Annotated in this window: 20 protein-coding genes and 3 rRNA genes; 16 read left to right on the top strand and 7 right to left on the bottom strand. The window is 67.5% G+C overall.

What is annotated here, in order from left to right:
• Nucleotides 1–107 precede the first annotated feature (107 nt).
• The 3 genes from FE251_RS04405 to FE251_RS04395 are packed head-to-tail and all read right to left on the bottom strand — an operon-like array spanning nucleotide 108 to nucleotide 2,459.
• Nucleotides 108–854, bottom strand: coding sequence for an amino acid ABC transporter ATP-binding protein (locus FE251_RS04405; RefSeq protein ID WP_139072036.1), 747 nt, complete (start codon nucleotides 852–854; stop codon nucleotides 108–110).
• A complete protein-coding gene (locus tag FE251_RS04400; RefSeq protein WP_139072035.1) occupies nucleotides 851–1,636 on the bottom strand; it encodes an amino acid ABC transporter permease in 786 nt (261 codons plus the stop codon). The genes FE251_RS04405 and FE251_RS04400 overlap by 4 nt, the downstream gene beginning before the upstream one ends.
• Before the next feature lie 4 nt (nucleotides 1,637–1,640).
• Entirely contained in the window at nucleotides 1,641–2,459 is an 819-nt protein-coding gene (locus FE251_RS04395) for an ABC transporter substrate-binding protein (protein WP_139072034.1), read from the bottom strand.
• A gap of 584 nt (nucleotides 2,460–3,043) precedes the next feature.
• Between FE251_RS04395 and FE251_RS04390 the strand changes: the two genes are divergently transcribed.
• Nucleotides 3,044–3,442 carry a hypothetical protein gene (locus tag FE251_RS04390; protein ID WP_139948068.1) on the top strand — a complete coding sequence of 133 codons (399 nt, stop codon included), beginning with the start codon at nucleotides 3,044–3,046 and terminating at the stop codon, nucleotides 3,440–3,442.
• Nucleotides 3,443–3,512: 70 nt separating this feature from the next.
• Here FE251_RS04390 and rrf read toward each other — a convergent pair.
• The 4 genes from rrf to FE251_RS04370 form a co-directional block, all read right to left on the bottom strand.
• Nucleotides 3,513–3,629, bottom strand: a 5S ribosomal RNA gene (rrf, locus tag FE251_RS04385).
• A 77-nt stretch (nucleotides 3,630–3,706) separates the two neighbouring features.
• A 23S ribosomal RNA gene (locus FE251_RS04380) occupies nucleotides 3,707–6,821 on the bottom strand.
• A gap of 299 nt (nucleotides 6,822–7,120) precedes the next feature.
• A 16S ribosomal RNA gene (locus FE251_RS04375) occupies nucleotides 7,121–8,642 on the bottom strand.
• The 16S, 23S and 5S rRNA genes sit together here, the layout of an rRNA operon.
• Before the next feature lie 597 nt (nucleotides 8,643–9,239).
• Entirely contained in the window at nucleotides 9,240–10,709 is a 1,470-nt protein-coding gene (locus tag FE251_RS04370; RefSeq protein WP_139073001.1) for an NAD-dependent malic enzyme, read from the bottom strand.
• A gap of 271 nt (nucleotides 10,710–10,980) precedes the next feature.
• Here FE251_RS04370 and FE251_RS04365 point away from each other — a divergent pair, with 271 nt between their 5' ends.
• The 15 genes from FE251_RS04365 to FE251_RS04295 all read left to right on the top strand — a co-directional run bounded on the left by FE251_RS04365 (nucleotide 10,981) and on the right by FE251_RS04295 (nucleotide 24,674).
• Nucleotides 10,981–11,490: a DoxX family protein gene (locus FE251_RS04365; RefSeq protein WP_139073002.1), complete on the top strand. Its 510-nt coding sequence runs from the start codon at nucleotides 10,981–10,983 to the stop codon at nucleotides 11,488–11,490.
• 153 nt (nucleotides 11,491–11,643) lie between these two features.
• Nucleotides 11,644–11,982: a carboxymuconolactone decarboxylase family protein gene (locus FE251_RS04360; protein WP_168202649.1), complete on the top strand. Its 339-nt coding sequence runs from the start codon at nucleotides 11,644–11,646 to the stop codon at nucleotides 11,980–11,982.
• Nucleotides 11,963–12,259, top strand: a complete 297-nt coding sequence (locus tag FE251_RS04355) for a DUF6457 domain-containing protein (protein WP_230976545.1) — start codon at nucleotides 11,963–11,965, stop codon at nucleotides 12,257–12,259. The genes FE251_RS04360 and FE251_RS04355 overlap by 20 nt, the downstream gene beginning before the upstream one ends.
• Nucleotides 12,260–12,281: 22 nt before the next feature.
• A complete protein-coding gene (locus FE251_RS04350) occupies nucleotides 12,282–13,220 on the top strand; it encodes a 4Fe-4S dicluster domain-containing protein (protein WP_139948066.1) in 939 nt (312 codons plus the stop codon).
• An 88-nt stretch (nucleotides 13,221–13,308) separates the two neighbouring features.
• Entirely contained in the window at nucleotides 13,309–13,644 is a 336-nt protein-coding gene (locus FE251_RS04345; RefSeq protein WP_139072998.1) for a hypothetical protein, read from the top strand.
• A gap of 25 nt (nucleotides 13,645–13,669) precedes the next feature.
• Complete coding sequence (tatA, locus tag FE251_RS04340; protein WP_139948064.1) at nucleotides 13,670–13,843, top strand: Sec-independent protein translocase subunit TatA; 174 nt, start codon at nucleotides 13,670–13,672, stop codon at nucleotides 13,841–13,843.
• A gap of 32 nt (nucleotides 13,844–13,875) precedes the next feature.
• Complete coding sequence (gene tatC, locus FE251_RS04335; protein ID WP_139072996.1) at nucleotides 13,876–14,619, top strand: twin-arginine translocase subunit TatC; 744 nt, start codon at nucleotides 13,876–13,878, stop codon at nucleotides 14,617–14,619.
• Between the two features lie 154 nt (nucleotides 14,620–14,773).
• Nucleotides 14,774–17,221, top strand: a complete 2,448-nt coding sequence (locus FE251_RS04330) for a DMSO/selenate family reductase complex A subunit (protein ID WP_139072995.1) — start codon at nucleotides 14,774–14,776, stop codon at nucleotides 17,219–17,221.
• A 6-nt stretch (nucleotides 17,222–17,227) separates the two neighbouring features.
• The gene (locus FE251_RS04325) at nucleotides 17,228–17,866 is read left to right on the top strand and encodes a DMSO/selenate family reductase complex B subunit (RefSeq protein ID WP_139071916.1); all 639 of its coding nucleotides are present in this window, start codon (nucleotides 17,228–17,230) and stop codon (nucleotides 17,864–17,866) included.
• Nucleotides 17,866–18,903: a dimethyl sulfoxide reductase anchor subunit family protein gene (locus tag FE251_RS04320; RefSeq protein WP_139071917.1), complete on the top strand. Its 1,038-nt coding sequence runs from the start codon at nucleotides 17,866–17,868 to the stop codon at nucleotides 18,901–18,903. The genes FE251_RS04325 and FE251_RS04320 overlap by 1 nt, the downstream gene beginning before the upstream one ends.
• A 217-nt stretch (nucleotides 18,904–19,120) precedes the next feature.
• Nucleotides 19,121–21,706 (top strand): DMSO/selenate family reductase complex A subunit, encoded by a 2,586-nt coding sequence (locus FE251_RS04315; RefSeq protein ID WP_139948062.1) that lies wholly within the window; start codon nucleotides 19,121–19,123, stop codon nucleotides 21,704–21,706.
• A gap of 15 nt (nucleotides 21,707–21,721) precedes the next feature.
• Complete coding sequence (locus tag FE251_RS04310) at nucleotides 21,722–22,360, top strand: DMSO/selenate family reductase complex B subunit (protein WP_139071916.1); 639 nt, start codon at nucleotides 21,722–21,724, stop codon at nucleotides 22,358–22,360.
• Nucleotides 22,360–23,397: a dimethyl sulfoxide reductase anchor subunit family protein gene (locus FE251_RS04305; protein ID WP_139948060.1), complete on the top strand. Its 1,038-nt coding sequence runs from the start codon at nucleotides 22,360–22,362 to the stop codon at nucleotides 23,395–23,397. Before FE251_RS04310 ends, FE251_RS04305 begins: the two co-directional genes overlap by 1 nt.
• The gene (locus FE251_RS04300) at nucleotides 23,397–24,020 is read left to right on the top strand and encodes a molecular chaperone TorD family protein (RefSeq protein ID WP_139072814.1); all 624 of its coding nucleotides are present in this window, start codon (nucleotides 23,397–23,399) and stop codon (nucleotides 24,018–24,020) included. The genes FE251_RS04305 and FE251_RS04300 overlap by 1 nt, the downstream gene beginning before the upstream one ends.
• Nucleotides 24,021–24,029: 9 nt before the next feature.
• On the top strand, nucleotides 24,030–24,674 hold the full coding sequence (locus FE251_RS04295; RefSeq protein WP_139072815.1) for a TorD/DmsD family molecular chaperone: 645 nt from the start codon (nucleotides 24,030–24,032) through the stop codon (nucleotides 24,672–24,674).
• Nucleotides 24,675–24,880: the final 206 nt, after the last annotated feature.

The following is a 24,880-nucleotide window of genomic DNA, read 5'->3' as shown; positions in this document are numbered from 1 at the left end:
CTCAGTGCCGCCCCACCCCAGACTCGTCGTCGAACCTGCATCGTGTTCCTCTCGATCGACCGGGCACGGCGGGTTACGGAGGCGGCAGGCCGCGGGGGTGGGGGCGGCTAGAGCACCTTCGACAGGAACGCCTGGGTGCGGGCGTGCTGGGGCGAGGCGAGGACCTCGGAGGGGATGCCCTCCTCGACGATGAGGCCGTCGTCCATGAAGACGAGCCGGTCGCCGACCTCGCGGGCGAAGCCCATCTCGTGGGTGACGACCATCATCGTCATGCCTTCGGAGGCGAGGAGCTTCATGACGTCGAGCACCTCGCCGACCAGCTCGGGGTCGAGCGCGGACGTGGGCTCGTCGAAGAGCATCATGTCGGGGTTCATCGACAGCGCGCGGGCGATCGCGACGCGCTGCTGCTGGCCGCCGGACAGCTGCCCGGGGAAGGCGTCACCGCGGTCCCCGAGCCCGACGCGCTCGAGCATCGCGCGGGCGGTCTCCGCGGCCTCGGCCTTGCCCCGCTTGAGGACCCGACGCTGGGCGATGGTGAGGTTGCCCATGACGTCCAGGTGCGGGAAGAGGTTGAACTGCTGGAAGACCATCCCGATCCGGGTGCGCACCGCGTCGATGTCGCAGTCCGGGTCGAGGATGTCGACGCCCTCGATCCGCAGTGAGCCGCTCGTCGGCTCCTCGAGCCGGTTGACGGTGCGCAGCAGCGTGGACTTGCCCGAGCCGGAGGGGCCGATGACGCAGACCACCTCGCCCGGGTGGACGGACAGGTCGATCCCCTTGAGGACCTCGTGGTCCCCGAAGCTCTTGCGCAGCCCCGTGATCTCGATCGCCGGCACGTCGGTGGCCGTCGTCATCGTCCCCTCGCCATCCGTCGTTCGAGCACCGCCACGAGCCGCGTGAGCGGGATCGTGATCAGCAGGTAGAGCATCGCGGCCATGACCAGCGTCGTGCCGTTGCCGGTGCTCGTCAGGCCGTCACGCGCGTAGGTCGTCAGCTCCTTGGTGAGCACCGTCGAACCGGCGATGAACAGCAGCGAGGTGTCCTTGAGCAGGAGCACGAACTCGTTGGTCAGCGGCGGGATGATGATCCGGAAGCCCTGCGGCAGGACGATCCAGCCCATCGTCTTGCCCGGCGACATGCCCAGGGAGCGGGCCGCCTCGCTCTGTCCCTTGGGGACCGCCTGGATCCCCGAGCGGATGACCTCGGCCATGTAGGCGGACGCGACGAAGATGAGCCCGATGAGCCCGGCGCCGACCTGCCCGCCGGGGATGCGGAACCCGAAGGCGATCGGCACGACGTAGACCATCGCGAAGATCGTGAGCAGTGCCGGCATGCCGCGGAACAGCTCGATCCACGCCGTCGCGAACCACCGGTAGGGGCCCACGCTCGAGAGCTTCATCAGCGCGAACACGACCCCGAGCACCAGTCCCCCGGCGAAGGAGATCAGGGTGAACAGCACCGTGTTCTTCAGCGCGATGGTGATGATCTGGGGGAACTGCTCCCGGGCGATGTCGATCCGGAAGAACTGGTTGGCGATGCGCTCCCAGTCCGCCGCCAGCGCGACGGCCACGAGCGCGGCGAAGAACAGGACGTAGAGCGCTGTCCTGGTCAGCCGCCGGCGTGTGGTGATCCGCATCGGACTACTGCGACTCGACGGCGAAGTAGGAGTCGTAGATCTCCTGGTAGGTGCCGTCCCCGCGGAGGTTCTCGAGCGCGGTGTCGATCCCCTCGACGAGCTCGGGGGACGCGTCCTTCGCCATGGCGTAGCCGTACTGCTCGTCCGTCGTGTACTCCTCGACGATGACGTAGGCCGGGTCCGCGGCGGCGTTCTCGATGTTCACCGGCAGGTCCTGGAGGATCGCGTCGATCTGGCCCGCCTGGATGGCCGACCACAGCTCGGCGTTGCCCGGGTACTCGACGACGGTCGCGCCCGTGGCGTTCTCCTCGGCGTAGGACAGGCCCGTGGTGCCGGCCTGGACGCCGACCTTCTTGCCGTCGAGGTCCGCGATCGACTCGATGCCGGAGTCGGGGGCCACGAGGAGGGACTGCAGCGAGTCGTAGTAGGGCGCGGTGAAGGTGAGGTTCTCCTCGCGCTCCGGGGTGATCGTGATGGCGGAGGCGCCGATGTCGCACTGCCCGGCGGCGAAGGTGCTGCCGGACTGGAGGGCCTCGAAGCTCACGTTGAGGACCTCGAGGTCGAGCTCCATCTCGTCGGCGATCGCCTGGAGGAGGTCGATGTCGAAGCCGCTGTAGCCGCTCGGCGCGTCAGGGTCCTCGACCTCGAACGGCGGGAACGGGACGTTCGAGCACGCCGTGAGGGTCCCGTCGCTCACCAGACCGAGGCCGTCGCCGCTGCCGCTGTCCTCCCCACCGTCGCCACCGCACGCCGTGACGAGCAGGAGCGCGGCCGAGGCGGTCGCTGCCAGGAGGCCCCGGCGGGTGCGTGGCTGGAAGTTCATCGTCCGTTGATCCTTCTGGTGGGTGATACGGCCTGGGCAAATATTACGCGGTGACACGCTGCCGGCGGGTAACGACGACAAGTGATGCTCGCCGCGACCGGGACCGCCCGACGGGGCGGAACCCCGCGGCGGACGCGGGGTACCGCCGTCGCGGAGGCGTTCACCCGGGCACGCGGCCGAGACCATCACCACAGAGCACGCTCCCGTGGCCCCGGCCCGACGACCTGCTGCCGGCGGTGCTCCGGCGCGGATCGCGGGGAGCGGAGGCCGAGGCCCGGGAGTGCCTCGACGCCCGCACACGGGGGGATGTCCCGCCCTGCCCTCGAGCGCCGACCACGCGGCTGAGGCTGCGATCGAGGAGGCACGCACGCGACCGACACCCGCCGCGGCGCCCCGGAGGGCGTCTCGGGGACCATCCGACCCGACGGCAACGCCCCACGACCACACGACGACGATCGCCAAGCCCACGACGGGTTCCGCGACCCACGGCGGGCTCGGCACGCGCGGCCGCCACCGTGGGTCCCACTCCCGTCGGCACGCCGGTCGTGTGGGCGATGGTGGGACAGTAGCGGTCCCCCATCGACATGGTCCTGGACGAGCCCGAGGTCGTCGTCCCACCGCCCGCTGACCGCGCGGCCGGCGAGCACGGGTGGAAGCCCGACGAGGACCCGCTCGGGTATGCCGGTCAGCACGGTGGCTGCCCAGGCCAGCAGCGGACGCGCCGGGACGCCGGTGACGCGTTCTCCCCCGCGCTCGAGTCAGAGGTCACCAGGCTCACGGACGCAAGGGTCGTGAAGTACGAGCTACGGCACCTGCGGGGAGGCCCGGGCCACCCGGTGAACGGGTGTGGGGCGCCGGCTGACGGCGCGCTCGAGAAGGCACTCGCCATGCGACGAGCAGCATCCGACCGCCGGCGACGACGGACGAGGAAAAGACCTCGCGTCATGCTCCTGCACATGGACGCGGCAGCCGTCGCCGGCTGAGAGCCGGCACTTGGGTCCAGAAACACGTGTGGGCCGCAACCCAAGGGTTGCGGCCCACACGGTAATGGGTGTTCGGCGGCGTCCTACTCTCCCACGCAGTCTCCCACGCAGTACCATCGGCGCTGAAGGGCTTAGCTTCCGGGTTCGGAATGGGACCGGGCGTTTCCCCTTCGCTATGACCGCCGTAACTCTATGGAGATGTCACCCGTGTGTGGGTGGCTCCAGAACCGTACAGTGGACGCGTCATCACAAGACCTGATAGTTGTGGTGAAGTTGTCGGCCAATTAGTACCGGTCAGCTTCACACGTTGCCGTGCTTCCACATCCGGCCTATCAACCCAGTGTTCTGCTGGGGGCCTTCCCACCCGAGGGTGGTGGAAACCTCATCTTGAAGCAGGCTTCCCGCTTAGATGCTTTCAGCGGTTATCCCTTCCGAACGTAGCCAACCAGCCATGCTCCTGGCGGAACAACTGGCACACCAGAGGTTCGTCCGTCCCGGTCCTCTCGTACTAGGGACAGGTCTTCTCAAGTTTCCTGCGCGCGCAGCGGATAGGGACCGAACTGTCTCACGACGTTCTAAACCCAGCTCGCGTACCGCTTTAATGGGCGAACAGCCCAACCCTTGGGACCTACTCCAGCCCCAGGATGCGACGAGCCGACATCGAGGTGCCAAACCATGCCGTCGATATGGACTCTTGGGCAAGATCAGCCTGTTATCCCCGGGGTACCTTTTATCCGTTGAGCGACGGCGCTTCCACAAGCCACCGCCGGATCACTAGTTCCGACTTTCGTCCCTGCTCGACCTGTCAGTCTCACAGTCAAGCTCCCTTGTGCACTTACACTCGACACCTGATTGCCAACCAGGCTGAGGGAACCTTTGAGCGCCTCCGTTACATTTTGGGAGGCAACCGCCCCAGTTAAACTACCCACCAGGCACTGTCCCTGATCCGGATTACGGACCGAGGTTAGATGTTCAGAACGACCAGAGTGGTATTTCAACGATGACTCCACAACCACTGGCGTGGCTGCTTCACAGTCTCCCACCTATCCTACACAAGCCGTCCCGAACACCAATACCAAGCTATAGTAAAGGTCCCGGGGTCTTTCCGTCCTGCTGCGCGAAACGAGCATCTTTACTCGTAGTGCAATTTCGCCGAGTTCACGGTTGAGACAGCGGAGAAGTCGTTACGCCATTCGTGCAGGTCGGAACTTACCCGACAAGGAATTTCGCTACCTTAGGATGGTTATAGTTACCACCGCCGTTTACTGGGGCTTAAATTCTGAGCTTCGCCCCGAAGGGCTGACCCGTCCTCTTAACCTTCCAGCACCGGGCAGGCGTCAGTCCGTATACATCGTCTTGCGACTTCGCACGGACCTGTGTTTTTAGTAAACAGTCGCTTCTCCCTGGTCTCTGCGGCCCGAAAGGGCTAGCCAGCAAGTGGCTTCACCCCTCAGGCCCCCCTTCTCCCGAAGTTACGGGGGCATTTTGCCGAGTTCCTTAACCGTGATTTTCTCGATCGCCTTGGTATTCTCTACCTGACCACCTGAGTCGGTTTAGGGTACGGGCGGCTAACACCTCGCGTCGAGGCTTTTCTTGGCAGCATAGGATCACCCTGCTTCCCGCATTCGCGGTCACCATCAGGTCTGAGGCTGTATGAGGTCCGGATTTGCCTGGACCTCGCCCTGCTCCCTTGGACGTGCATAGCCATAAAACACGCGGTGGCTACCTGTCTGCGTCACCCCTGTTAATACGCTTACCTAATACCGGTTCGGGTTCCGCGCGCGGCCGGCCCCGGCCCCGAAGGGCACAAGGACGGCGTTGGGCGGTTAGCATCACCGGGCTCGGTATGGGCGGTGTTTCGCCGGTACGGGAATATCAACCCGTTGTCCATCGACTACGCCTGTCGGCCTCGCCTTAGGTCCCGACTTACCCAGGGCGGATTAACCTGGCCCTGGAACCCTTGGTCATTCGGCGGACGGGTTTCTCACCCGTCTTTCGCTACTCATGCCTGCATTCTCACTCGTGTGGGATCCACCACTGGGTCACCCCGCAGCTTCACCTCCCACACGACGCTCCCCTACCCACCAACACCCCTGAACACCCGCCCGTAGGCGAGAGCTGAGGAACATGTGTCAGTGCCACGGCTTCGGCGGTGTGCTTGAGCCCCGCTAAATTGTCGGCGCAGAATCACTTGACCAGTGAGCTATTACGCACTCTTTCAAGGGTGGCTGCTTCTAAGCCAACCTCCTGGTTGTCTGTGCAACTCCACATCCTTTCCCACTTAGCACACGCTTAGGGGCCTTAGCCGGTGGTCTGGGCTGTTTCCCTCTCGACGACGAAGCTTATCCCCCGCCGTCTCACTGCTGCGCTTACACTTACCGGCATTCGGAGTTTGGCTGACGTCAGTAACCTGTTGGGGCCCATCGGCCATCCAGTGCTCTACCTCCGGCAAGAAACACGCAACGCTGCACCTAAATGCATTTCGGGGAGAACCAGCTATCACGAAGTTTGATTGGCCTTTCACCCCTACCCACAGGTCATCCCCTCAGTTTTCAACCTAAGTGGGTTCGGTCCTCCACGCGGTCTTACCCGCGCTTCAACCTGCCCATGGGTAGATCACTTCGCTTCGGGTCTAGAGCATGCGACTCATTCGCCCTGTTCGGACTCGCTTTCGCTACGGCTTCCCCACACGGGTTAACCTCGCCACATACCACTAACTCGCAGGCTCATTCTTCAAAAGGCACGCCGTCACCCCAGCTACGGAGGCTCCGACGGATTGTAAGCATCCGGTTTCAGGTACTATTTCACTCCCCTCCCGGGGTACTTTTCACCTTTCCCTCACGGTACTTGTCCGCTATCGGTCACTAGGTAGTATTTAGGCTTAGCAAGTGGTCTTGCCAGATTCACACGGGATTTCACGGGCCCCGTGCTACTCGGGATCCCCACCGGGAGGCGCCACCATTTCGTCTACGGGGGTCTCACCCTCTGTGCCCGGCCTTCCCAGACCGTTCGACTATGACGACGCTTTCTCACTCCCTACCAGGCCGGCAGGCCTGGTTGGCGGGTCCCACGACCCCGGAGGTGCAACGACTGCCGTCTATCACACACCCCCGGTTTAGCCTCATCCGCTTTCGCTCGCCACTACTCACGGAATATCTCTTCCTGTGGGTACTGAGATGTTTCACTTCCCCACGTTCCCTCCACACGCCCTATACATTCAGGCGCGGGTAACCGGGCATGACCCCGGCTGGGTTTCCCCATTCGGACATCCTCGGATCACGGTTCGTTAGCCAACTCCCCGAGGCTTATCGCAGGCCACCACGTCCTTCTTCGGCTCCTAGTGCCAAGGCATCCACCGAATGCTCTTAATAACTTGACCACAAAAGATCAAAGATGCTCGCGTCCACTGTACAGTTCTCAAGCAACCCACCGACCAACCCCCACCCCACACCACAACGGGCACCAGGGGCGAGCAGAAGGCGGTCACGGTCGAGACAACAACCCCCACAACCAGCCATACGGCCGGCGCGGGCGCCTGTTCCCTCAGGACCCAACAGCATGCCAAGCCTTCGATGTTCCACCCATGAGCAACCACCGGACACTCGTTCGGCATCCGCGTGGCACCTGACACCCCCGTAGGCCCCGACGAAGCGGGCGAGGATGTGGTGAGCTCCTTAGAAAGGAGGTGATCCAGCCGCACCTTCCGGTACGGCTACCTTGTTACGACTTCGTCCTAATCGCCAGTCCCACCTTCGACGGCTCCCCCCACAAGGGTTGGGCCACCGGCTTCGGGTGTTACCGACTTTCATGACGTGACGGGCGGTGTGTACAAGGCCCGAGAACGTATTCACCGCAGCGTTGCTGATCTGCGATTACTAGCGACTCCGACTTCATGGGGTCGAGTTGCAGACCCCAATCCGAACTGAGACCGGCTTTTTGGGATTCGCTCCACCTCGCGGTATCGCAGCCCTTTGTACCGGCCATTGTAGCATGCGTGAAGCCCAAGACATAAGGGGCATGATGATTTGACGTCATCCCCACCTTCCTCCGAGTTGACCCCGGCAGTCTCCCATGAGTCCCCGGCATAACCCGCTGGCAACACAGGACAAGGGTTGCGCTCGTTGCGGGACTTAACCCAACATCTCACGACACGAGCTGACGACAACCATGCACCACCTGTACACCGACCTTACGGGGAGCACATCTCTGCACTTTTCCGGTGTATGTCAAGCCTTGGTAAGGTTCTTCGCGTTGCATCGAATTAATCCGCATGCTCCGCCGCTTGTGCGGGCCCCCGTCAATTCCTTTGAGTTTTAGCCTTGCGGCCGTACTCCCCAGGCGGGGCACTTAATGCGTTAGCTGCGGCACGGAACCCGTGGAATGGGTCCCACACCTAGTGCCCAACGTTTACGGCATGGACTACCAGGGTATCTAATCCTGTTCGCTCCCCATGCTTTCGCTCCTCAGCGTCAGTAACGGCCCAGAGACCTGCCTTCGCCATCGGTGTTCCTCCTGATATCTGCGCATTCCACCGCTACACCAGGAATTCCAGTCTCCCCTACCGCACTCTAGTCTGCCCGTACCCACTGCAGGCGCAAGGTTAAGCCTTGCGTTTTCACAGCAGACGCGACAAACCGCCTACGAGCTCTTTACGCCCAATAATTCCGGACAACGCTTGCGCCCTACGTATTACCGCGGCTGCTGGCACGTAGTTAGCCGGCGCTTCTTCTGCAGGTACCGTCACCCGAAGGCTTCTTCCCTACTGAAAGAGGTTTACAACCCGAAGGCCGTCATCCCTCACGCGGCGTCGCTGCATCAGGCTTTCGCCCATTGTGCAATATTCCCCACTGCTGCCTCCCGTAGGAGTCTGGGCCGTGTCTCAGTCCCAGTGTGGCCGGTCACCCTCTCAGGCCGGCTACCCGTCGTCGCCTTGGTAGGCCTTCACCCCACCAACAAGCTGATAGGCCGCGAGCCCATCCCTGACCAATAAATCTTTCCACACACACCCATGCGGGCACGCGTCATATCCGGTATTAGCCACGATTTCTCGTAGTTATCCCGAAGTCAGGGGCAGGTTACTCACGTGTTACTCACCCGTTCGCCACTAATCCGCCCAGCAAGCTGGGCATCATCGTTCGACTTGCATGTGTTAAGCACGCCGCCAGCGTTCGTCCTGAGCCAGGATCAAACTCTCCGTAAATGTCTAGCGCCACCCCCGAAGGGGTAACAACCATACGAAGACACCCACCAACCACAAGAGCCGGCAGGCAATCCAGGCAAACCCACCCACGGAAAGGAAACCGCGAGCAGGCAACCAAACAAACAGACCCTCAAACACCCAGCCCTGAAAGACCGGACGCCATCAGATCTAAATGGCATCAAAAAACTTGGCACACTGTTGAGTTCTCAAGAAACAGACACACACCACCCTGAACCAGCCAGTCCGGCCAGCCCCGGCGCGGGGCAACTACTCCAAGTTACACGGTCCGGCTCAGTTCTCCAAATCCGCCTCAGCGGGCCGGATCACTGTCCATCTCGGTGTCACTGCCTCCCCCGCGGACCACGCTTCGCAGCGCATCCTGTGGGGGTTCGTTCGGCGGGACCGGCCACCGGGCTTCTTGGCCCTCGGTGTCCGTGCCTCCCTTGCCGACATCGGAATCTTAGGCAGGTGGCAGTCCGCGGGTCAAACCACCGCCCACGCCCGACAGGATGCCAGTTTTCCGCGGAACGGCGCGGAAAGCTCGGTCAGGTCCCGCAAGGCGACCGGGTCCTGTGAGTCGACGCACAGGACCTCTTCTCACGGCACGAGCGGGCGCCCGGGCCAGGTCACGCGGGCGTCCTCCACGCCCGGGTCGGCGGGCGCCGGGCTGCGTCCTGCCGCCTGGGCCTCCTCCGCCTCCTGGCGCACGGCGTCCGCCACGGCCTCCGCCACGCGGGGGTCGAAGACACCGGGGATGACGAAGGACGGGTTGAGCTCGTCGTCGCCGACGACGCCGGCGATCGCCACCGCGGCCCGGCGGAGCGTCTCCTCGGTGATGTCGCAGGCGCCGGCGTCGAGCAGGCCGCGGAACAGGCCGGGGAAGGCGAGGACGTTGTTGATCTGGTTCGGGTAGTCGCTGCGCCCGGTGGCCACGACGGCGGCGTGGGCGGCCGCCTCGATCGGGTCGACCTCGGGCACGGGGTTGGCGAGGGCGAAGACGATCGCGCTGTCGCCCATCCGCGCGACGTCCGCGCCCGTGATGATGTTGCCCGCGCTCACGCCGATGAACACCTCGGCCCCCTCGAGCCCGTCCTGCAGGCTGCCGGTGACCCCCTCGGGGTTGGTGTGCTCGGCGATCCAGCGGTGGTGCTCGCCGGAGGTGTCACTGCCGCGGTGGATCGCCCCGTCGCGGTCGAACCCGACGATGTTGCGGGCGCCCTGGGCGTGCAGGAGGCGGATGATCGCCGATCCGGCGGCCCCGACCCCCGCGACGACGATCCGGACGTCCTCGATCCGCTTGCGCACGACCTTGAGCGCGTTGATCAGCGCCGCGAGCACGACGATCGCCGTGCCGTGCTGGTCGTCGTGGAACACCGGGATGTCGAGCTCCTCGCGCAGTCGCCGCTCGATCTCGAAGCAGCGAGGCGCGGAGATGTCCTCGAGGTTGACCCCGCCGTACACCGGGGCGATCGCCTTGACGATCGAGATGATCTCCTCGGTGTCCGTGGTGTCCAGGCACACCGGCCAGGCGTCGACGCCGGCGAACTTCTTGAACAGGGCGGCCTTGCCCTCCATGACGGGCAGGGCCGCCGCCGGGCCGATGTTCCCCAGCCCCAGCACGGCGGTGCCGTCGGTGACGACGGCGACGGTGTTGCGCTTGATCGTCAGCCGCCGCGCGTCCTCCGGGCGCTCGTGGATCGCCATGCACACGCGCGCGACACCGGGGGTGTAGGCACGGGAGAGGTCACGTCGGGTGCGGAGCGGGACCTTGAGACCGACCTCGATCTTCCCGCCCAGGTGCATGAGGAACGTGGAGTCGGAGACCTTGAGGACGCGGACGTCCGACAGTGCCTCGAGCGCGTCGACCACCCGCTGGCTGTGCGCGCCGTCGATGGTGTCGCAGGTGAGGTCGACGAGAAGGTGGTCGGTCGTCGACTGCGCGATGTCCACCCCCGTGACCGAGGCACCCTCGCCGGCCACCGCCGCGACCAGCTCGCTCGTGGCGGCCTGGGACGCGGGGACCTGCACCCGCATGGTGATCGTGTAGCTCGGGCTGGGCAGGGCCATCGCTGTCTGTTCCTCTCCACGGCATTGCGGATCCACGGCGGTGCGGACCCTCCGACACTATCCGCCCCGGCGGGGCGCGCGCCCCCGTCGGAAGGCCGGTTCGCGAGACGGTGGGGAATATCGGGACTTTGGCCCCTATATCCGGACATGTCGGGCTGTCAGTCTGATCTCACAACCCAACCACGCAGGACCTCTCAGAGGGAGAACTCAGATGGCACCTTCAAAGACGTCGGTCCGCCCCCCGGCACCGACCTCCGGCAAGCCCCTGTACATGGACGACATCGTCGTCCGTCCGGCCGCTCAGTCGGTGCTCGCCGTCAGCCGCATCATCATCGGCTTCTACTTCCTGTGGGCCTTCCTCGACAAGACCTTCGGCCTCGGCTTCACCACGCCGACCGAGCGCGCCTGGATCAACGGCGGCACTCCTGCCCAGGGCTACCTCAACAACCTCCCCCCGGAGCAGCCGCTGGCCGAGCTCTTCCAGTCGCTCTTCGCCAACGCCTTCGGTGACGTCCTGTTCATGGCCGGCCTCCTCGGCATCGGCATCGCGCTCATCGCCGGCGCCGGACTGAAGATCGCGGCCGTCGCCGGCACCGCGCTCATGCTCTTCATGTACCTCGTGTCGCTGCCCTGGGTCGGCGAGCACGGCACCAACCCCATCCTCGACTCCCACGTCATGGAGGCGCTGCTCCTCATCATCCCGGCCGTCACTCTCGCCGGTGACAAGTGGGGGCTGGGCAAGTGGTGGGCCGGCAAGGTCGGCAACGGCTGGCTCCGCTGACCCCTCCCCCGGACGCCGAGAGCACCCGCTCTCGGCGTCCACTCATGTGTACGCACCCGAGCCGCCCCACCTGACGGGGCGCGGGGTGAGGACGACGACGGGCGAGCTCCCAACCCCGAGCCGCGGAAGTCCCGCTGTGCCACGATGACCGGCATGGACGAGCACACCGACCACCTGCCCGAGATCTACCGTTCCTTCCGCCGCCGGTTCCCCGACGTCGTCCACCGGCACGACGCTGTCGCCGAGGCCGTCGACGCCGCCGGCCCGCTCGACGAGCAGACCCTGCGCCTCGTCAAGCTCGGCATCGCGCTGGGCGCGCAGTCCGACGGCGCGGTCCGGTCCAACGTGCGCAAGGCCCTGGAGGCCGGCGTCAGCCGGGAGGCGATCGAGCAGGTCGTCCTCCTCGGACTGACCACGCGCGGCTTCCCGGCGACCATCGCCGCCTGGAAGTGGACGAGCGAGGTCTTCGACAATGAGCAGCCCGACGCCTGAGGACGGTCGCATGGCGCAGATGCGCCAGTGGCTCGCGGCCGTGTGCGCCGAGCTCGGGCTGGACCCGGCGCTGCTCGACGGCGTCACCGACGAGCTGCTCGACCTCATCCGCGACGTCGCGCACGGCCCGTCGCGGCCGGGTGCCCCGCTCACCGCCTTCCTCGTCGGGCTCGCGGCGGCGGGCGGCGGGCAGCTCGACCCGTCCACCACCCGGGAGAGGGTGCACGAGCGGGCGGCTGCGGTGGACCGACTCGTCTGGTCCTGGTCGCCCGCCTGAGCAGATCGGGCACCATGGAGACATGGCCGATCCCACCCGGCAGCTGCTGCGCTGGCTGGCCGCCCACGACGTCCCCGGGCGCGTCCTGCTCCTGTGCGCGGACGCCCCGCTCCCCCCGGTCGCACGCGACACCCTCGTCGTCCGTCTTCCGGGCTGCCTCAAGGACACCGGCATCGGCCTGCCCGCCCAGCTCCTGGCCTCCGGCGTCGGCGCCGTCGAGGTCACCGCGTGCCCGAGCGCCACCGAGGAGGCGGCCGCGCAGGTGACCGGCTGGACCCAGGTCCTCGGCGACCGGGTGCGGAGGCACACCGCTCCCCCGCTGCTCCGGCGCGGGCGCCCGACGGTGCTCACCCTCGGCCAGGTTCCCCTGCCGCGGCGCGTCGTCCTCGGTCTCGGTGGCCTCGACGCCGCCCCGCTGGACCTCGACCTCGACGACGCGGCCCGCACGATCGCCGCCCTGCGCCTCCTCGGCGCCGCGCCTCGGCCCGACGCCGCCACCCGGGCCGACAGCGAGGACGTCGCCCCGCCCGAGCGCGACGTGCTCGCCGCGGCGGGTCCGCCGAGCGCGGCCGCCGCCCTCGCCGTGGACGGCTGCGTCGCCTGCGGGGTGTGCGTGCGTGCCTGCCCGCACGACGCGCTCGTCCTCGACCACGACGGCGACACGAGCACCCTCACCCACCTGCGCGAGGACTGCCGCGCGGAGCTCGAGTGCCTGCGACTGTGCCCGGTGGACGCCTTCTCCACCTCCGGGTCGCTCCCTCTTGCCGACGTGCTCGCCGTGCCCACCGCCGTCCTCGCCGAGGTGAGAACGGCCACGTGCGAACGGTGCGGCGCACGCCACCCGGCCGACGAGGGCCCACTGTGCGCCACCTGCCGTTTCCGCGAGGGCAACGCCTTCGGCTCCTCGATGCCGCCCGGACTCGCCGAGCGACTGGCGCGCCGTCGCGACGAGTCGACCTGAGCCCTCGCTCCTCGCGGGACCAAAGACCCCGAACTGGGCGAAAGCGGCGAGCCTACGCTCGGAGGGCCACCACGAGAGGAGTAAGCCTGTGAACCTGTTCGGCGTCAGTTCCGTCGAGCTCGTCATCATCCTCGTCGTCGTGGTCCTCACCATCGGGCCGAAGGGGCTGGCCCAGGCGCTGCGCGCCTTCCGCAAGGTCGTCGACTTCGGCCGGTCGTGGAGCGCGAAGCTGCGCGAGGAGGCCCGCCGCGACGTCGTCGGCCTCGACGACGTCGACCTCAGCGGCCTCGACCTCAGCCAGCTCGACCTGCGGCAGTACGACCCGCGGGAGATCGTCCGGCAGGCGGTGCGTGAGGAGATGGAGGCCTGGACCAAGCAGGCCGGCCACCAGCCGGGCAAGAGCCCCGACCCGACCCGCCCTTGAGGCCCGACAACGGAGAACCGCCACCATGCGTCCCACCCACATCCTCGTCCTGCTCATCGTCCTCATCGTCCTCTTCGGCGCCAAGCGCCTGCCCGACGTCGCCCGGTCCATCGGCCAGTCGATGAAGGTGTTCAAGAAGGAGATCACCGAGCTGCAGGAGGACGAGACCCCGGCTCCCGCCCACACGCCGGACAAGTGACCGTGCGCCGCCGCGAGAACCCCACGGCGGCCATGAGCGTCGGAGCCCACTTCAAGGAGCTCCGCAAGCGGCTCGTGCTCGTGCTCGTCGGGCTGGGGATCGGGACCACCGTGGGCTGGTACCTCTACGAGCCGATCATGGAGTTCGTCCAGCGCCCGCTCACCGAGCTCGGCAGCGTCAACCCGCAGCTGAACTTCCAGACGATCGGCGCCGCGTTCGAGCTCCAGTTCCGAGTGGCGTTCTGGGCCGGGGCCATCCTCAGCAGCCCGTGGTGGATCTACCAGATCGGGGCCTTCATCGGCCCGGGCCTCAAGCGCGCCGAGAAGCGCACCGCGTTCGCGTTCGGCGCCGTCGGCGTCCTGCTGTTCGGCGCCGGCGCCGTCGCCGGCGTGCTCATCGTCCCCCGCGCCGTCGGGGCGCTCATCTCCTTCGTGCCCGAGGGAGCCGCCACGCTGCTCAGTGCGGGCTCGTTCGTCACGTTCTACATGTACCTCGTCATCGCCTTCGGGCTCTCGTTCCTCCTGCCGGAGATCCTCGTCGCGCTCAACTTCCTGGGCGTGCTCTCCGCGCGGACGATGCTGGCCGGCTGGCGCTGGGCCGTCGTCGTCGCGTTCACCTTCGCCGCGGTGATCAACCCGGTCCCCAACCCGGTGCCGATGATCATCCAGGCACTCGGTCTCGTCGTGCTGTTCTTCCTCGCGGTGGGGGTCTCCGCGATGCGCGACGCCAGTGTGCGCAAGCGTCAGGCCGAGGACCCGGTCCCGGTGGCCGCCTGAGCCCGACTCCGGGATAAATCCCCCGGGCGTTGCGAATATCCCGCGGATTTCCGCGGAATTCCGCGGAAATCCGTGGACGTAGGTCCTACGTCTTCATCAGTTGTCACTGGTGTGCTGGCTGTGGTCCAGGCCATACACATCGGAGGCAACACGAATGGTCACCCCACAGTCAGCGACGACGCGGCCGCGCCCCAGCCGCCGCACCTTCCTCAAGTGGTCGGCCGCGACGGGCGGAGCGGCCGCACTCGTCTCGACGGCCGCCGACCTCGGTATGCCGGGTCGCGCCACGCAGGCGGCTGCGGCCGACGGCATGCCTGGCGTCGACGCGACCGTGTGGAACGCGTGCCTTGCCAACTGCCAGTCCCGCTGCCCGCTGCGCCTGCAGGTCAAGGACGGCACGGTCGTCCGCGTCCTGCCCGACTCCACCGGCTCGGACGAGTTCGGTGACTTCAACATCCGGGCGTGCGTCCGGGGTCGTAACCAGCGCGAGCGGATCTACAGCCCCGACCGCATCAAGACCCCGGTGCGCCGGACCGGCCCGCGCGGCAGCGGCCAGTGGGAGGCGATCTCCTGGGAGGAGGCTCTCGACACGATCGCCTCGCAGATGCGGCGCGTGAAGGAGACCTACGGCAACGAGGCCCTGTGGTACCACTACGGCTCGGGCTCCACCGGCGGGAACATCACCAAGCGCGGCACGTGGCCGCGCCTGCTCAACACCTACGGCGGCTACCTCGGCCAGTACGGGGACTACTCGACGGCTCAGATCACCGCCGCCTTCCCCTACCAGTACGGCGGCTGGATGGCCTCGAACTCTCTCGAGGACGCCCAGAACTCGCGGCTGCAGGTGATGTTCGGGAACAACCCGCTCGAGACGCGGATGTCCGGCGGCGGGGAGCTCGCGGTCGTCCAGAAGGTCCGCGCGGAGTTCGGCGTGCGCACGATCGTCATCGACCCGCGGTACTCCGAGACCGCCCTGGCCGTCGCCGACGAGTGGGTCCCGGTCCGCCCGGGCACCGACGCCGCGCTCGTCGCCGGCATGATCCACGTGATGCTCGCCGAGGACCTGCACGACCAGGCCTTCCTCGACCGCTACTGCGTCGGCTTCGACGAGGACACGCTGCCCGAGGGCGCCCCGGAGAACTCCTCCTACCGCTCCTACATCGAGGGCAAGGGCCCCGACGGCGTCGAGAAGACCCCCGAGTGGGCCGCCGGCATCACCGGCGTCCCCGCCGCCCGCATCCGCCAGCTCGCCCGTGACATCGCCACCGCCAAGCCGTGCGCGATCACCCAGGGCTGGGGATCGCAGCGCCACGCCAACGGTGAGAACGTCGCCCGCGCCGTCTTCACGCTCGCCGCGGCCACAGGCAACATCGGCATCCCGGGCGGCGGCAACGGTGCCCGCGAGGGCAACTACAGCATCCCCGTCACGTCCTTCCCCCTGTTCGACGGCGAGGCTCCCCCGGTCAGCACCCAGATCTCCTGCTTCAACTGGATCGATGCCATCGACCACGGCCCGGAGATGACGGCCGTCAAGGACGGCGTGCGGGGCAAGGACCGGCTCGACGTCGGCATCAAGCTCATGATCGTCAACTCCTCCAACACGCTGATCAACCAGCACAACGACGTCCACGTCACCCAGGAGACGCTGCGCGACGACACCAAGTGCGAGTTCATCGTCGTCATCGACCACCAGTGGACGCCCTCGTGCGACTGGGGCGACATCGTCCTGCCGGCGACGACGAACTTCGAGGAGAACGACCTCATCCCCGGGGCCAGCTGCAGCGACATGGGCTGGTCGATCATCGGCGACAAGGCGATCGAGCCGCTCTACGAGAGCAAGACCGGCTACGAGATGTGCACCGAGCTCGCCCGCCGCCTGGGTATCGAGGAGGAGTTCACCCAGGGACGCACCCAGGAGGAGTGGCGCACCTGGCTCTTCGAGCAGACCCGCGAGACGGTGCCGGACTTCCCCACCGAGGACGAGCTCCGGGAGATGGGTGTCTTCCGCAAGAAGAACCCCGACGGCCACGTCATCGGGATGAAGGCCTTCCGGGAGGACCCGGAGGCCAACCCGCTGGCCACGCCCTCGGGCAAGATCGAGATCTTCTCCCAGCAGCTCTACGAGATGTCCCAGGAGTGGGTCTTCGAGGGCGACCGCGCCGGCGACCGGCTCACCGCCCTGCCCGAGCACCTCGACACCTGGGAGGGAGCGCTGGAGGCCCGCACCTCGACCTTCCCGCTCCAGTGCATCGCCCACCACTACAAGGGGCGCACCCACTCGAGCTATGCCAACCTGCCGCGCAACCTCGAGGCGCACCCGCAGATGCTGTGGATCAACCCGCAGGACGCCGAGGCGCGCGGGGTGGCCAACGGGGACACGATCCTCGTCTTCAACGACCGCGGCACCGTCCGCACCCAGGCGCGGGTGACCCCGCGCATCGCTCCCGGCGTCGTCTCCCTGCCGCAGGGCGCCTGGTACACCCCCGACAAGGACGGGGTGGACGTCGGCGGCAACGTCAACACCCTGATGAAGTACCACCCCTCGCCGCTGGCCAAGGGAAACCCCGGACACACCGCTCTCGTCGACGTGCGAAAGGCCTGATGAGTGATGACTGACTCTCTGACCGAGGCCGGTGCGAACTACGGCTTCTACTTCGACCAGTCCGCGTGCACGGGGTGCAAGGCGTGTGCCGTCTCGTGCAAGGACAAGCACGACCTGCCGATCGGGGTGAACTGGCGCCGGGTGGTGGAGTACTCCGGCGGGTCCTGGCAGCAGGACGGGGACACCTTCACCCCCAACGTGTTCACCTACTACACCTCCATCGCGTGCAACCACTGCGAGGACCCGGTGTGCGTCCAGGTGTGCCCCACCACCGCGATGACCCAGCGTGAGGACGGCACCGTCTTCGTCGACGAGGGCAAGTGCGTGGGCTGCCGCTACTGCGAGTGGGCCTGCCCCTACTCCGCCCCGCAGTTCAACGTGGAGACCGGGCACATGTCCAAGTGCGACCTGTGCTACGACTACCGCGAGACCGGCCAGGCCCCGGCCTGCGTGGACGCCTGCCCCTCCCGGGCCCTGGACTGGGGCCCCATCGAGGAGCTGCGCGAGAAGTACGGCGACGTCGACGCCATCGCGCCCCTGCCCGACCCCAACCTCACCAAGCCGCGCCTGGTGATCACGCCCCACCGCGACGCCCAGCCCTGGAACGACGCCAGCGGGCAGATCGCCAACCCGAAGGAGATCTGATGAACGTCCACGAGCTCCCGATGATCCTGTTCACGGTCATCGCCCAGATGTGCGTGGGCACCTTCATCATCCTGGGCGTCGTCCAGCTCATCGCCTCCCGACGCCACGACATGCGCACCGTCGAACGACTCACCGAGCCGGTCGTCTACGCCATCGGCCCGGCCATGGTCCTGGGCCTGGCCGCCTCGACGCTGCACATGAACGACATCACCAACACGCTCAACGTCTTCCGCAACGTCGGCACCTCCTGGCTCTCCCGCGAGATCGTCTTCGGTATCGCGTTCGCCGCCCTGGGCTTCGCCTTCGCCCTGCTGCAGTGGTTCAAGATCGGCACCATCCGGGTGCGTCAGCTCGTGGCCGCCGCCACCGCGCTGACCGGCATCGCCCTCATCTGGTCGATGTCCCAGATCTACTACTCCCTGCAGACCGTGCCGGCCTGGAACACCCCCATCGTCCCGCTGCACTTCTTCGCCACCACCCTCATGCTCGGCGCCCTGGCCGCCGGCTGCGCGCTCATGCTCACCGCAACGATCCGCAACCGCCGCCGCCCCCAGACCACCGACACCGAGGCCACCAGCGAGGCCACCAGCGAGGGCAACGGCGAGGGCACCGGTGAGGGCACCGGCGGCGCGCTGGCCACCCTGGTCCGCACCCGCGTCGCCCAGATCAACGCCCCCACCACCACCGACGAGTGGACCCTGACCACCCGCACCGTCCAGTACCTGGCCGTCGCCTCGGCAACCATCGGCGTCCTGGTCCTGGCCTCCTACCCCCTGCACATCGCAGACCTCGCCACCCAGGGCGCCACCACCGCCGCAGCCGTCTTCTCCGGCACCTTCTTCGCCATCCGACTCATCCTGCTCGGCATCGCCGCGGTCATCCTCGCCCTGTTCACCTACCGCGCCGCCGGCCAGGCACGACGCGAGAACCCCATCCACCTCACCACCCTCATGACCGCGGCCTTCACCCTCGCCCTCATCGCCGAGCTCATGGGCCGCTCCCTGCACTACGACTCCATGATCCGAGTCGGCATCTGACCTGGCGGACACCGTCCGCCCTCCCGGCACGGCGAGTCGCCCGGTCCGGAGACAAGGGGTGAGCCCTGCGGGGCTCACCCCTTCGTCGTCCCCGCCCGGCGCGTCACCGGGAGAAGACGGAGGTCAGCGCTGTCTTCTGGACGAAGGTCCTGCGGCCCGGGCCGCCCCGGTTGGTCTCATGGTGTGGTCTTTCATGTACGTTCCAAGGAGGCCGGCGATGAGCCAAACGTCCACTGTCGAGCACGGTCTCGACGACGCCAGGAAGGGTCCCACGCGACGGACCTTCCTCAAGTGGTCAGCGGTGACCGGAGGAGCGGCGGCGCTCGTCTCGACCGTGTCCGACCTGGGCATGCCCGGCAGCGCACCGGCCGCCGCGGCGGTCGAGGGCATGGCGGACGCCGACCGCACGGTGTGGTCGGCCTGCACCGTCAACTGCGGCTCCCGCTGCCCCCTGCGTCTGCAGGTCAAGGACGGCACCATCGTCCGGGTCCTTCCGGACAACACCGGTGACGACGAGCTGGGCAGCCAGAGCGTGCTCGCGTGCGTCCGTGGTCGCTCCATCCGCCACCGCGTGTACAACCCCGACCGCCTGAAGAAGCCCATGAAGCGCAAGCCGGGCACCAAGCGCGGCGAGGAGCAGTGGGAGGAGATCTCGTGGGAGCAGGCGCTCGACGAGATCACCGACAAGATGAAGGAGATCAAGGCCGAGTACGGCAACGAGGCCTTCTACATCAACTACGGGACCGGCGTGCTGGGCTCGACGATGGCCTGCTCGTGGCCGCCGGACGCCTCCCCCTTCGCCCGCCTGATGAACACCTGGGGCGGGTACCTCGACCACTACTCCGACTACTCGACCACCGAGATCACCCAGGCCTACCCCTACTTCTACGGCACCTGGGTCGGCGGCAACTCCTTCGACGACGCCGCCAACTCCCGCCTGCAGGTCATGTTCGGGAACAACCCGCTCGAGACCCGCATGTCCGGCGGTGGCCAGCTGGCCGTCACCCAGATGACGAAGAAGAAGCACGGCGTGCGCACCATCGTCATCGACCCGCGCTACTCGGAGACCGCGGCCGTCCTCGCCGACGACTGGGTCCCGCTGCGCCCGGGCACCGACGCCGCGCTCGTCGCCGGCATGATCCACGTGATGCTCGAGGAGGACCTGCACGACCAGGCCTTCCTCGACCGCTACTGCGTCGGCTTCGACGAGAAGACGCTGCCCGAGGGCGCCCCGGAGAACTCCTCCTACCGCTCCTACATCGAGGGCAAGGGCCCGGACGGCGTCGAGAAGACCCCCGAGTGGGCCGCCGGCATCACCGGCGTCCCCGCCACTCGCATCCGCCAGCTCGCCCGTGACATCGCCACCGCCAAGCCGTGCGCGATCACCCAGGGCTGGGGCCCGCAGCGCCACGCCAACGGCGAGAACAACGCCCGCGCGATCTTCCTGCTCGCCTGCGTCATCGGCAGCATCGGCATCCCCGGCGGTGGTACCGGCGCCCGCGAGAGCGCCCAGGGCCTGCCGTTCGTCAAGCCGTTCAACTACGGCATCACCAACCCGTCGAACAAGATCATCTCGGTCTTCTCGTGGCTCGACGCGATCGACCACGGCCCCGAGATGGACACGTTCAACGCCGGTGTGTGCGAGAAGTCCGCCCCGGGCGTCCGCGACAACAAGGTGCCCGTGGACGAGAAGGGCAACCCCACCAACACCAAGCTCGACGTGCCGATCAAGATGGTCTGGCAGTACGGCGGCAACTCCATCGTCAACCAGACCGGTGACAACAACCGGTCGGTGGAGATCCTCCAGGACGACTCCAAGTGCGAGCTCATCGTCGTGTGCGACATCCAGTACACGGTGTCGGCGCGCTACGCGGACTACATCCTGCCCGGCACCTCCTCCGCGGAGGAGTCCGACGTCCACCCGGGCGAGAACGCCGGCCCCATGGCCTACGGCATCGTCTCCTCCCAGGCGATCGAGCCGCTCTACGAGTGCAAGAGCATCTTCGACATCTGCACCGAGATGGCCAAGCGACTGGGCACCGAGCCGGAGTTCACCGAGGGCAAGTCCCGCGAGGACTGGCTGCGCGAGACCATCGAGGCCACGCGCGAGAACGACCCCGACCTCCCGGACTACGACGAGTGGAAGGAGATGGGCATCTACCGGAAGAACATCGGTCCGGTCGTCACCCTCTCCGACTTCCGTGAGGACCCCGGGGCCAACCCGCTGCCGACGCCGTCGGGCAAGATCGAGATCTACTCCGAGCGCCTCGCCGCGATGTCGGAGAAGTGGACCTTCGGTGTCTTCCGTCCCGAGCTCGCCGGCGACAAGCTCTGCCCGCTGCCCGAGCACGTGGACACCTGGGAGGGTGCCCTCGAGGCGCGCGCCTCGGAGAAGTACCCGCTGCAGGTGATCGGCCACCACTTCAAGGCCCGCACCCACTCCACCTACGGCAACGTGGACTGGCTCAAGGAGGCCCACCACCAGACGGTGTGGATCAACCCCGCGGACGCCGAGGAGCGCGGCATCGCCAACGGCGACGACGTGTTCGTCTACAACGACCGCGGCACCGTGCGCCTGGAGGCCAAGGTGACCGAGCGCATCGCCCCCGGGGTCATGTCGATCCCGCAGGGCGCCTGGTACAGCCCGAAGCCGAGCTCCGACGTCCGCCCGCCCGCGGAGGCGAACCAGGACCTGCCGGTCGACACCGCCGGCTCGGTCAACACCCTCACCTCGCTGCACCCCTCTCCGTTGGCCAAGGGGAACGCGTCTCACACGACCATCGCCAACGTGGTCAAGGCCTGAAAGGCGTAAGCACTCATGACTGACTCTCTGACCGAGGCCGGTGCGAACTACGGCTTCTACTTCGACCAGTCCGCGTGCACGGGGTGCAAGGCGTGTGCCGTCTCGTGCAAGGACAAGCACGACCTGCCGATCGGGGTGAACTGGCGCCGGGTGGTGGAGTACTCCGGCGGGTCCTGGCAGCAGGACGGGGACACCTTCACCCCCAACGTGTTCACCTACTACACCTCCATCGCGTGCAACCACTGCGAGGACCCGGTGTGCGTCCAGGTGTGCCCCACCACCGCGATGACCCAGCGTGAGGACGGCACCGTCTTCGTCGACGAGGGCAAGTGCGTGGGCTGCCGCTACTGCGAGTGGGCCTGCCCCTACTCCGCCCCGCAGTTCAACGTGGAGACCGGGCACATGTCCAAGTGCGACCTGTGCTACGACTACCGCGAGACCGGCCAGGCCCCGGCCTGCGTGGACGCCTGCCCCTCCCGGGCCCTGGACTGGGGCCCCATCGAGGAGCTGCGCGAGAAGTACGGCGACGTCGACGCCATCGCGCCCCTGCCCGACCCCAACCTCACCAAGCCGCGCCTGGTGATCACGCCCCACCGCGACGCCCAGCCCTGGAACGACGCCAGCGGGCAGATCGCCAACCCGAAGGAGATCTGATGAACGTCCACGAGCTCCCGATGATCCTGTTCACGGTCATCGCCCAGATGTGCGTGGGCACCTTCATCATCCTGGGCGTCGTCCAGCTCATCGCCTCCCGACGCCACGACATGCGCACCGTCGAACGACTCACCGAGCCGGTCGTCTACGCCATCGGCCCGGCCATGGTCCTGGGCCTGGCCGCCTCGACGCTGCACATGAACGACATCACCAACACGCTCAACGTCTTCCGCAACGTCGGCACCTCCTGGCTCTCCCGCGAGATCGTCTTCGGTATCGCGTTCGCCGCCCTGGGCTTCGCCTTCGCCCTGCTGCAGTGGTTCAAGATCGGCACCATCCGGGTGCGTCAGCTCGTGGCCGCCGCCACCGCGCTGACCGGCATCGCCCTCATCTGGTCGATGTCCCAGATCTACTACTCCCTGCAGACCGTGCCGGCCTGGAACACCCCCATCGTCCCGCTGCACTTCTTCGCCACCACCCTCATGCTCGGCGCCCTGGCCGCCGGCTGCGCGCTCATGCTCACCGCAACGATCCGCAACCGCCGCCGCCCCCAGACCACCGACACCGAGGCCACCGGCGAGGGCACCAGCGAGGGCAACGGCGAGGGCACCGGTGAGGGCACCGGCGGCGCGCTGGCCACCCTGGTCCGCACCCGCGTCGCCCAGATCAACGCCCCCACCACCACCGACGAGTGGACCCTGACCACCCGCACCGTCCAGTACCTGGCCGTCGCCTCGGCAACCATCGGCGTCCTGGTCCTGGCCTCCTACCCCCTGCACATCGCAGACCTCGCCACCCAGGGCGCCACCACCGCCGCAGCCGTCTTCTCCGGCACCTTCTTCGCCATCCGACTCATCCTGCTCGGCATCGCCGCGGTCATCCTCGCCCTGTTCACCTACCGCGCCGCCGGCCAGGCACGACGCGAGAACCCCATCCACCTCACCACCCTCATGACCGCGGCCTTCACCCTCGCCCTCATCGCCGAGCTCATGGGCCGCTCCCTGCACTACGACTCCATGATCCGAGTCGGCATCTGATGGATCTCCTCGACCACGGAGTCCGCACCGGGACAGCCGGGTTCGTGCTGTCCCGGCTGCTCCTGGCGGCGCCCAGCCAGGCGCTCGCCGAGAGCTTCGGGACCCCGCAGATGCGCGGGACGTGGCCGCTCACGGACCCCTCCAGCGCTGCGGCGCTGGAGGGGTTCGGGGCCGACCCGTACGAGGTGCTCGCCCGCGAGCACGTGACGCTCTTCCGGGGCCGGCAGCCCCTCGTCGCCCTGCACGAGTCGGCGTGGCGCGCCGACGTCGACCGGGCGGCGCTGCTGAGCGAGCTCGCGGCGACCTACGAGGGTGCGAACTTCACCGGCCTGCCCACCCCCGTCGACGACCACCTGGGCTACCAGGTGGCCTACCTGGCCGACCTGGCCACCCTCGTCGGGCGGGCCAGCGCCGCCGGTGACCTCGAGACCGCGCGCGCCGCGGCGGAGCGCGCCGAGCGCTTCCGGACCGAGCACCTCGACCCCGTCGTGGAGCTGGTCCTCCAGGGCATCGAGGCGCATGCCCACACCCACCTGTACCGGGCCCTGCCCGGTCTGCTCCGCGGCTTTCTCACCGAGCACGAGAGACTGTGTTCCGCGGCCCTGGACCACCCCCCAGCCTGAGGAGGCTCCGTGCTCGACCCCACCCAGCTCGACACCCTCGCCGCAGGGTTCACCGTCCTCGCGCGCTTCCACCAGGAGCCGCCGGACGAGGACACCCTGGCGACGTTCCGCCAGATGCTCGACGAGTGGCCGCTGCCCGGGACGGAGGGCGCCACTCAGGGCCTGCAGGTCCTGCGGTCCTCCGAGGCCGTGGCGGAGGACGCCGCAGCCGTCCGCGCCGACCACGCCGGGCTCTACGGCACCCTTGCCGTCGCCCGCGTCGCGCCCTACGAGTCGGTTCACCGCGGCCAGGAGCGGCTCGTCTTCGACGCGCACACCCTCCAGGTCCGCGACGCCTACCGCACCCTGTCGCTGCAGGCTCCCAAGCTCAACCGGGAGCCGGACGACCACATCGGCCTCGAGCTGGAGTTCGTCGCCCAGTCCTGCCTGCGGGCGCTGGACGCCCTGGACCAGGGCTCCGAGGCGGACGCGGAGCGGTACGTCCGCCTGGGCGCGGACTTCTACCGCGACCACCTCGGCCAGTGGGCTCCCGAGATGCTCGGACGGGTCGTGGACGAGGCGCACACCGCCTTCATGGCGGGTCTCGCCCACCTCACGGCCGGCGCGCTCGAGAGCTACGCCCAGGCCACCGGCGTCCAGACCGAGGACGCCTGACAGCCCCCGTCCCCCGGTCCAGACGCCGAGAGCTGGATCGTGCACCGTGCACGATCCAGCTCTCGGCGTCTTTGGGCGGGGCGTGACCAGTCGCGGGGACGAGATCCGTCGCGGGGGCCCGTCCTGGGTCCCGCGTCCCTCCCGTCCCGCGTCCCTCTCGCACCACCTCCCTTCCCCACCCACGTCGCCGGCTCGGGCGCGTGCAC

This window comes from Georgenia wutianyii, assembly GCF_006349365.1.
Lineage (GTDB): Bacteria > Actinomycetota > Actinomycetes > Actinomycetales > Actinomycetaceae > Oceanitalea > Oceanitalea wutianyii.
Note: the sequence above shows the minus strand (reverse complement) of the source record. Positions and strands in the feature narration are given on the sequence as shown.

Bases quoted from the DNA above. Each gene is read 5' to 3' on its own strand.
- FE251_RS04350 (WP_139948066.1), top strand. From the start codon at position 12,282: ATGGCCGATCCCACCCGGCAGCTGCTGCGCTGGCTGGCCGCCCACGAC.
- FE251_RS04330 (WP_139072995.1), top strand. From the start codon at position 14,774: ATGGTCACCCCACAGTCAGCGACGACGCGGCCGCGCCCCAGCCGCCGC.
- FE251_RS04405 (WP_139072036.1), bottom strand. From the start codon at position 854: ATGACGACGGCCACCGACGTGCCGGCGATCGAGATCACGGGGCTGCGC.
- FE251_RS04365 (WP_139073002.1), top strand. From the start codon at position 10,981: ATGGACGACATCGTCGTCCGTCCGGCCGCTCAGTCGGTGCTCGCCGTC.
- FE251_RS04400 (WP_139072035.1), bottom strand. From the start codon at position 1,636: ATGCGGATCACCACACGCCGGCGGCTGACCAGGACAGCGCTCTACGTC.
- FE251_RS04325 (WP_139071916.1), top strand. From the start codon at position 17,228: ATGACTGACTCTCTGACCGAGGCCGGTGCGAACTACGGCTTCTACTTC.
- FE251_RS04310 (WP_139071916.1), top strand. From the start codon at position 21,722: ATGACTGACTCTCTGACCGAGGCCGGTGCGAACTACGGCTTCTACTTC.
- FE251_RS04355 (WP_230976545.1), top strand. From the start codon at position 11,963: ATGAGCAGCCCGACGCCTGAGGACGGTCGCATGGCGCAGATGCGCCAG.
- FE251_RS04370 (WP_139073001.1), bottom strand. From the start codon at position 10,709: ATGGCCCTGCCCAGCCCGAGCTACACGATCACCATGCGGGTGCAGGTC.
- FE251_RS04395 (WP_139072034.1), bottom strand. From the start codon at position 2,459: ATGAACTTCCAGCCACGCACCCGCCGGGGCCTCCTGGCAGCGACCGCC.
- FE251_RS04315 (WP_139948062.1), top strand. From the start codon at position 19,121: ATGAGCCAAACGTCCACTGTCGAGCACGGTCTCGACGACGCCAGGAAG.
- FE251_RS04305 (WP_139948060.1), top strand. From the start codon at position 22,360: ATGAACGTCCACGAGCTCCCGATGATCCTGTTCACGGTCATCGCCCAG.
- FE251_RS04320 (WP_139071917.1), top strand. From the start codon at position 17,866: ATGAACGTCCACGAGCTCCCGATGATCCTGTTCACGGTCATCGCCCAG.
- FE251_RS04300 (WP_139072814.1), top strand. From the start codon at position 23,397: ATGGATCTCCTCGACCACGGAGTCCGCACCGGGACAGCCGGGTTCGTG.
- FE251_RS04390 (WP_139948068.1), top strand. From the start codon at position 3,044: ATGGTCCTGGACGAGCCCGAGGTCGTCGTCCCACCGCCCGCTGACCGC.
- tatC (WP_139072996.1), top strand. From the start codon at position 13,876: ATGAGCGTCGGAGCCCACTTCAAGGAGCTCCGCAAGCGGCTCGTGCTC.
- tatA (WP_139948064.1), top strand. From the start codon at position 13,670: ATGCGTCCCACCCACATCCTCGTCCTGCTCATCGTCCTCATCGTCCTC.
- FE251_RS04360 (WP_168202649.1), top strand. From the start codon at position 11,644: ATGGACGAGCACACCGACCACCTGCCCGAGATCTACCGTTCCTTCCGC.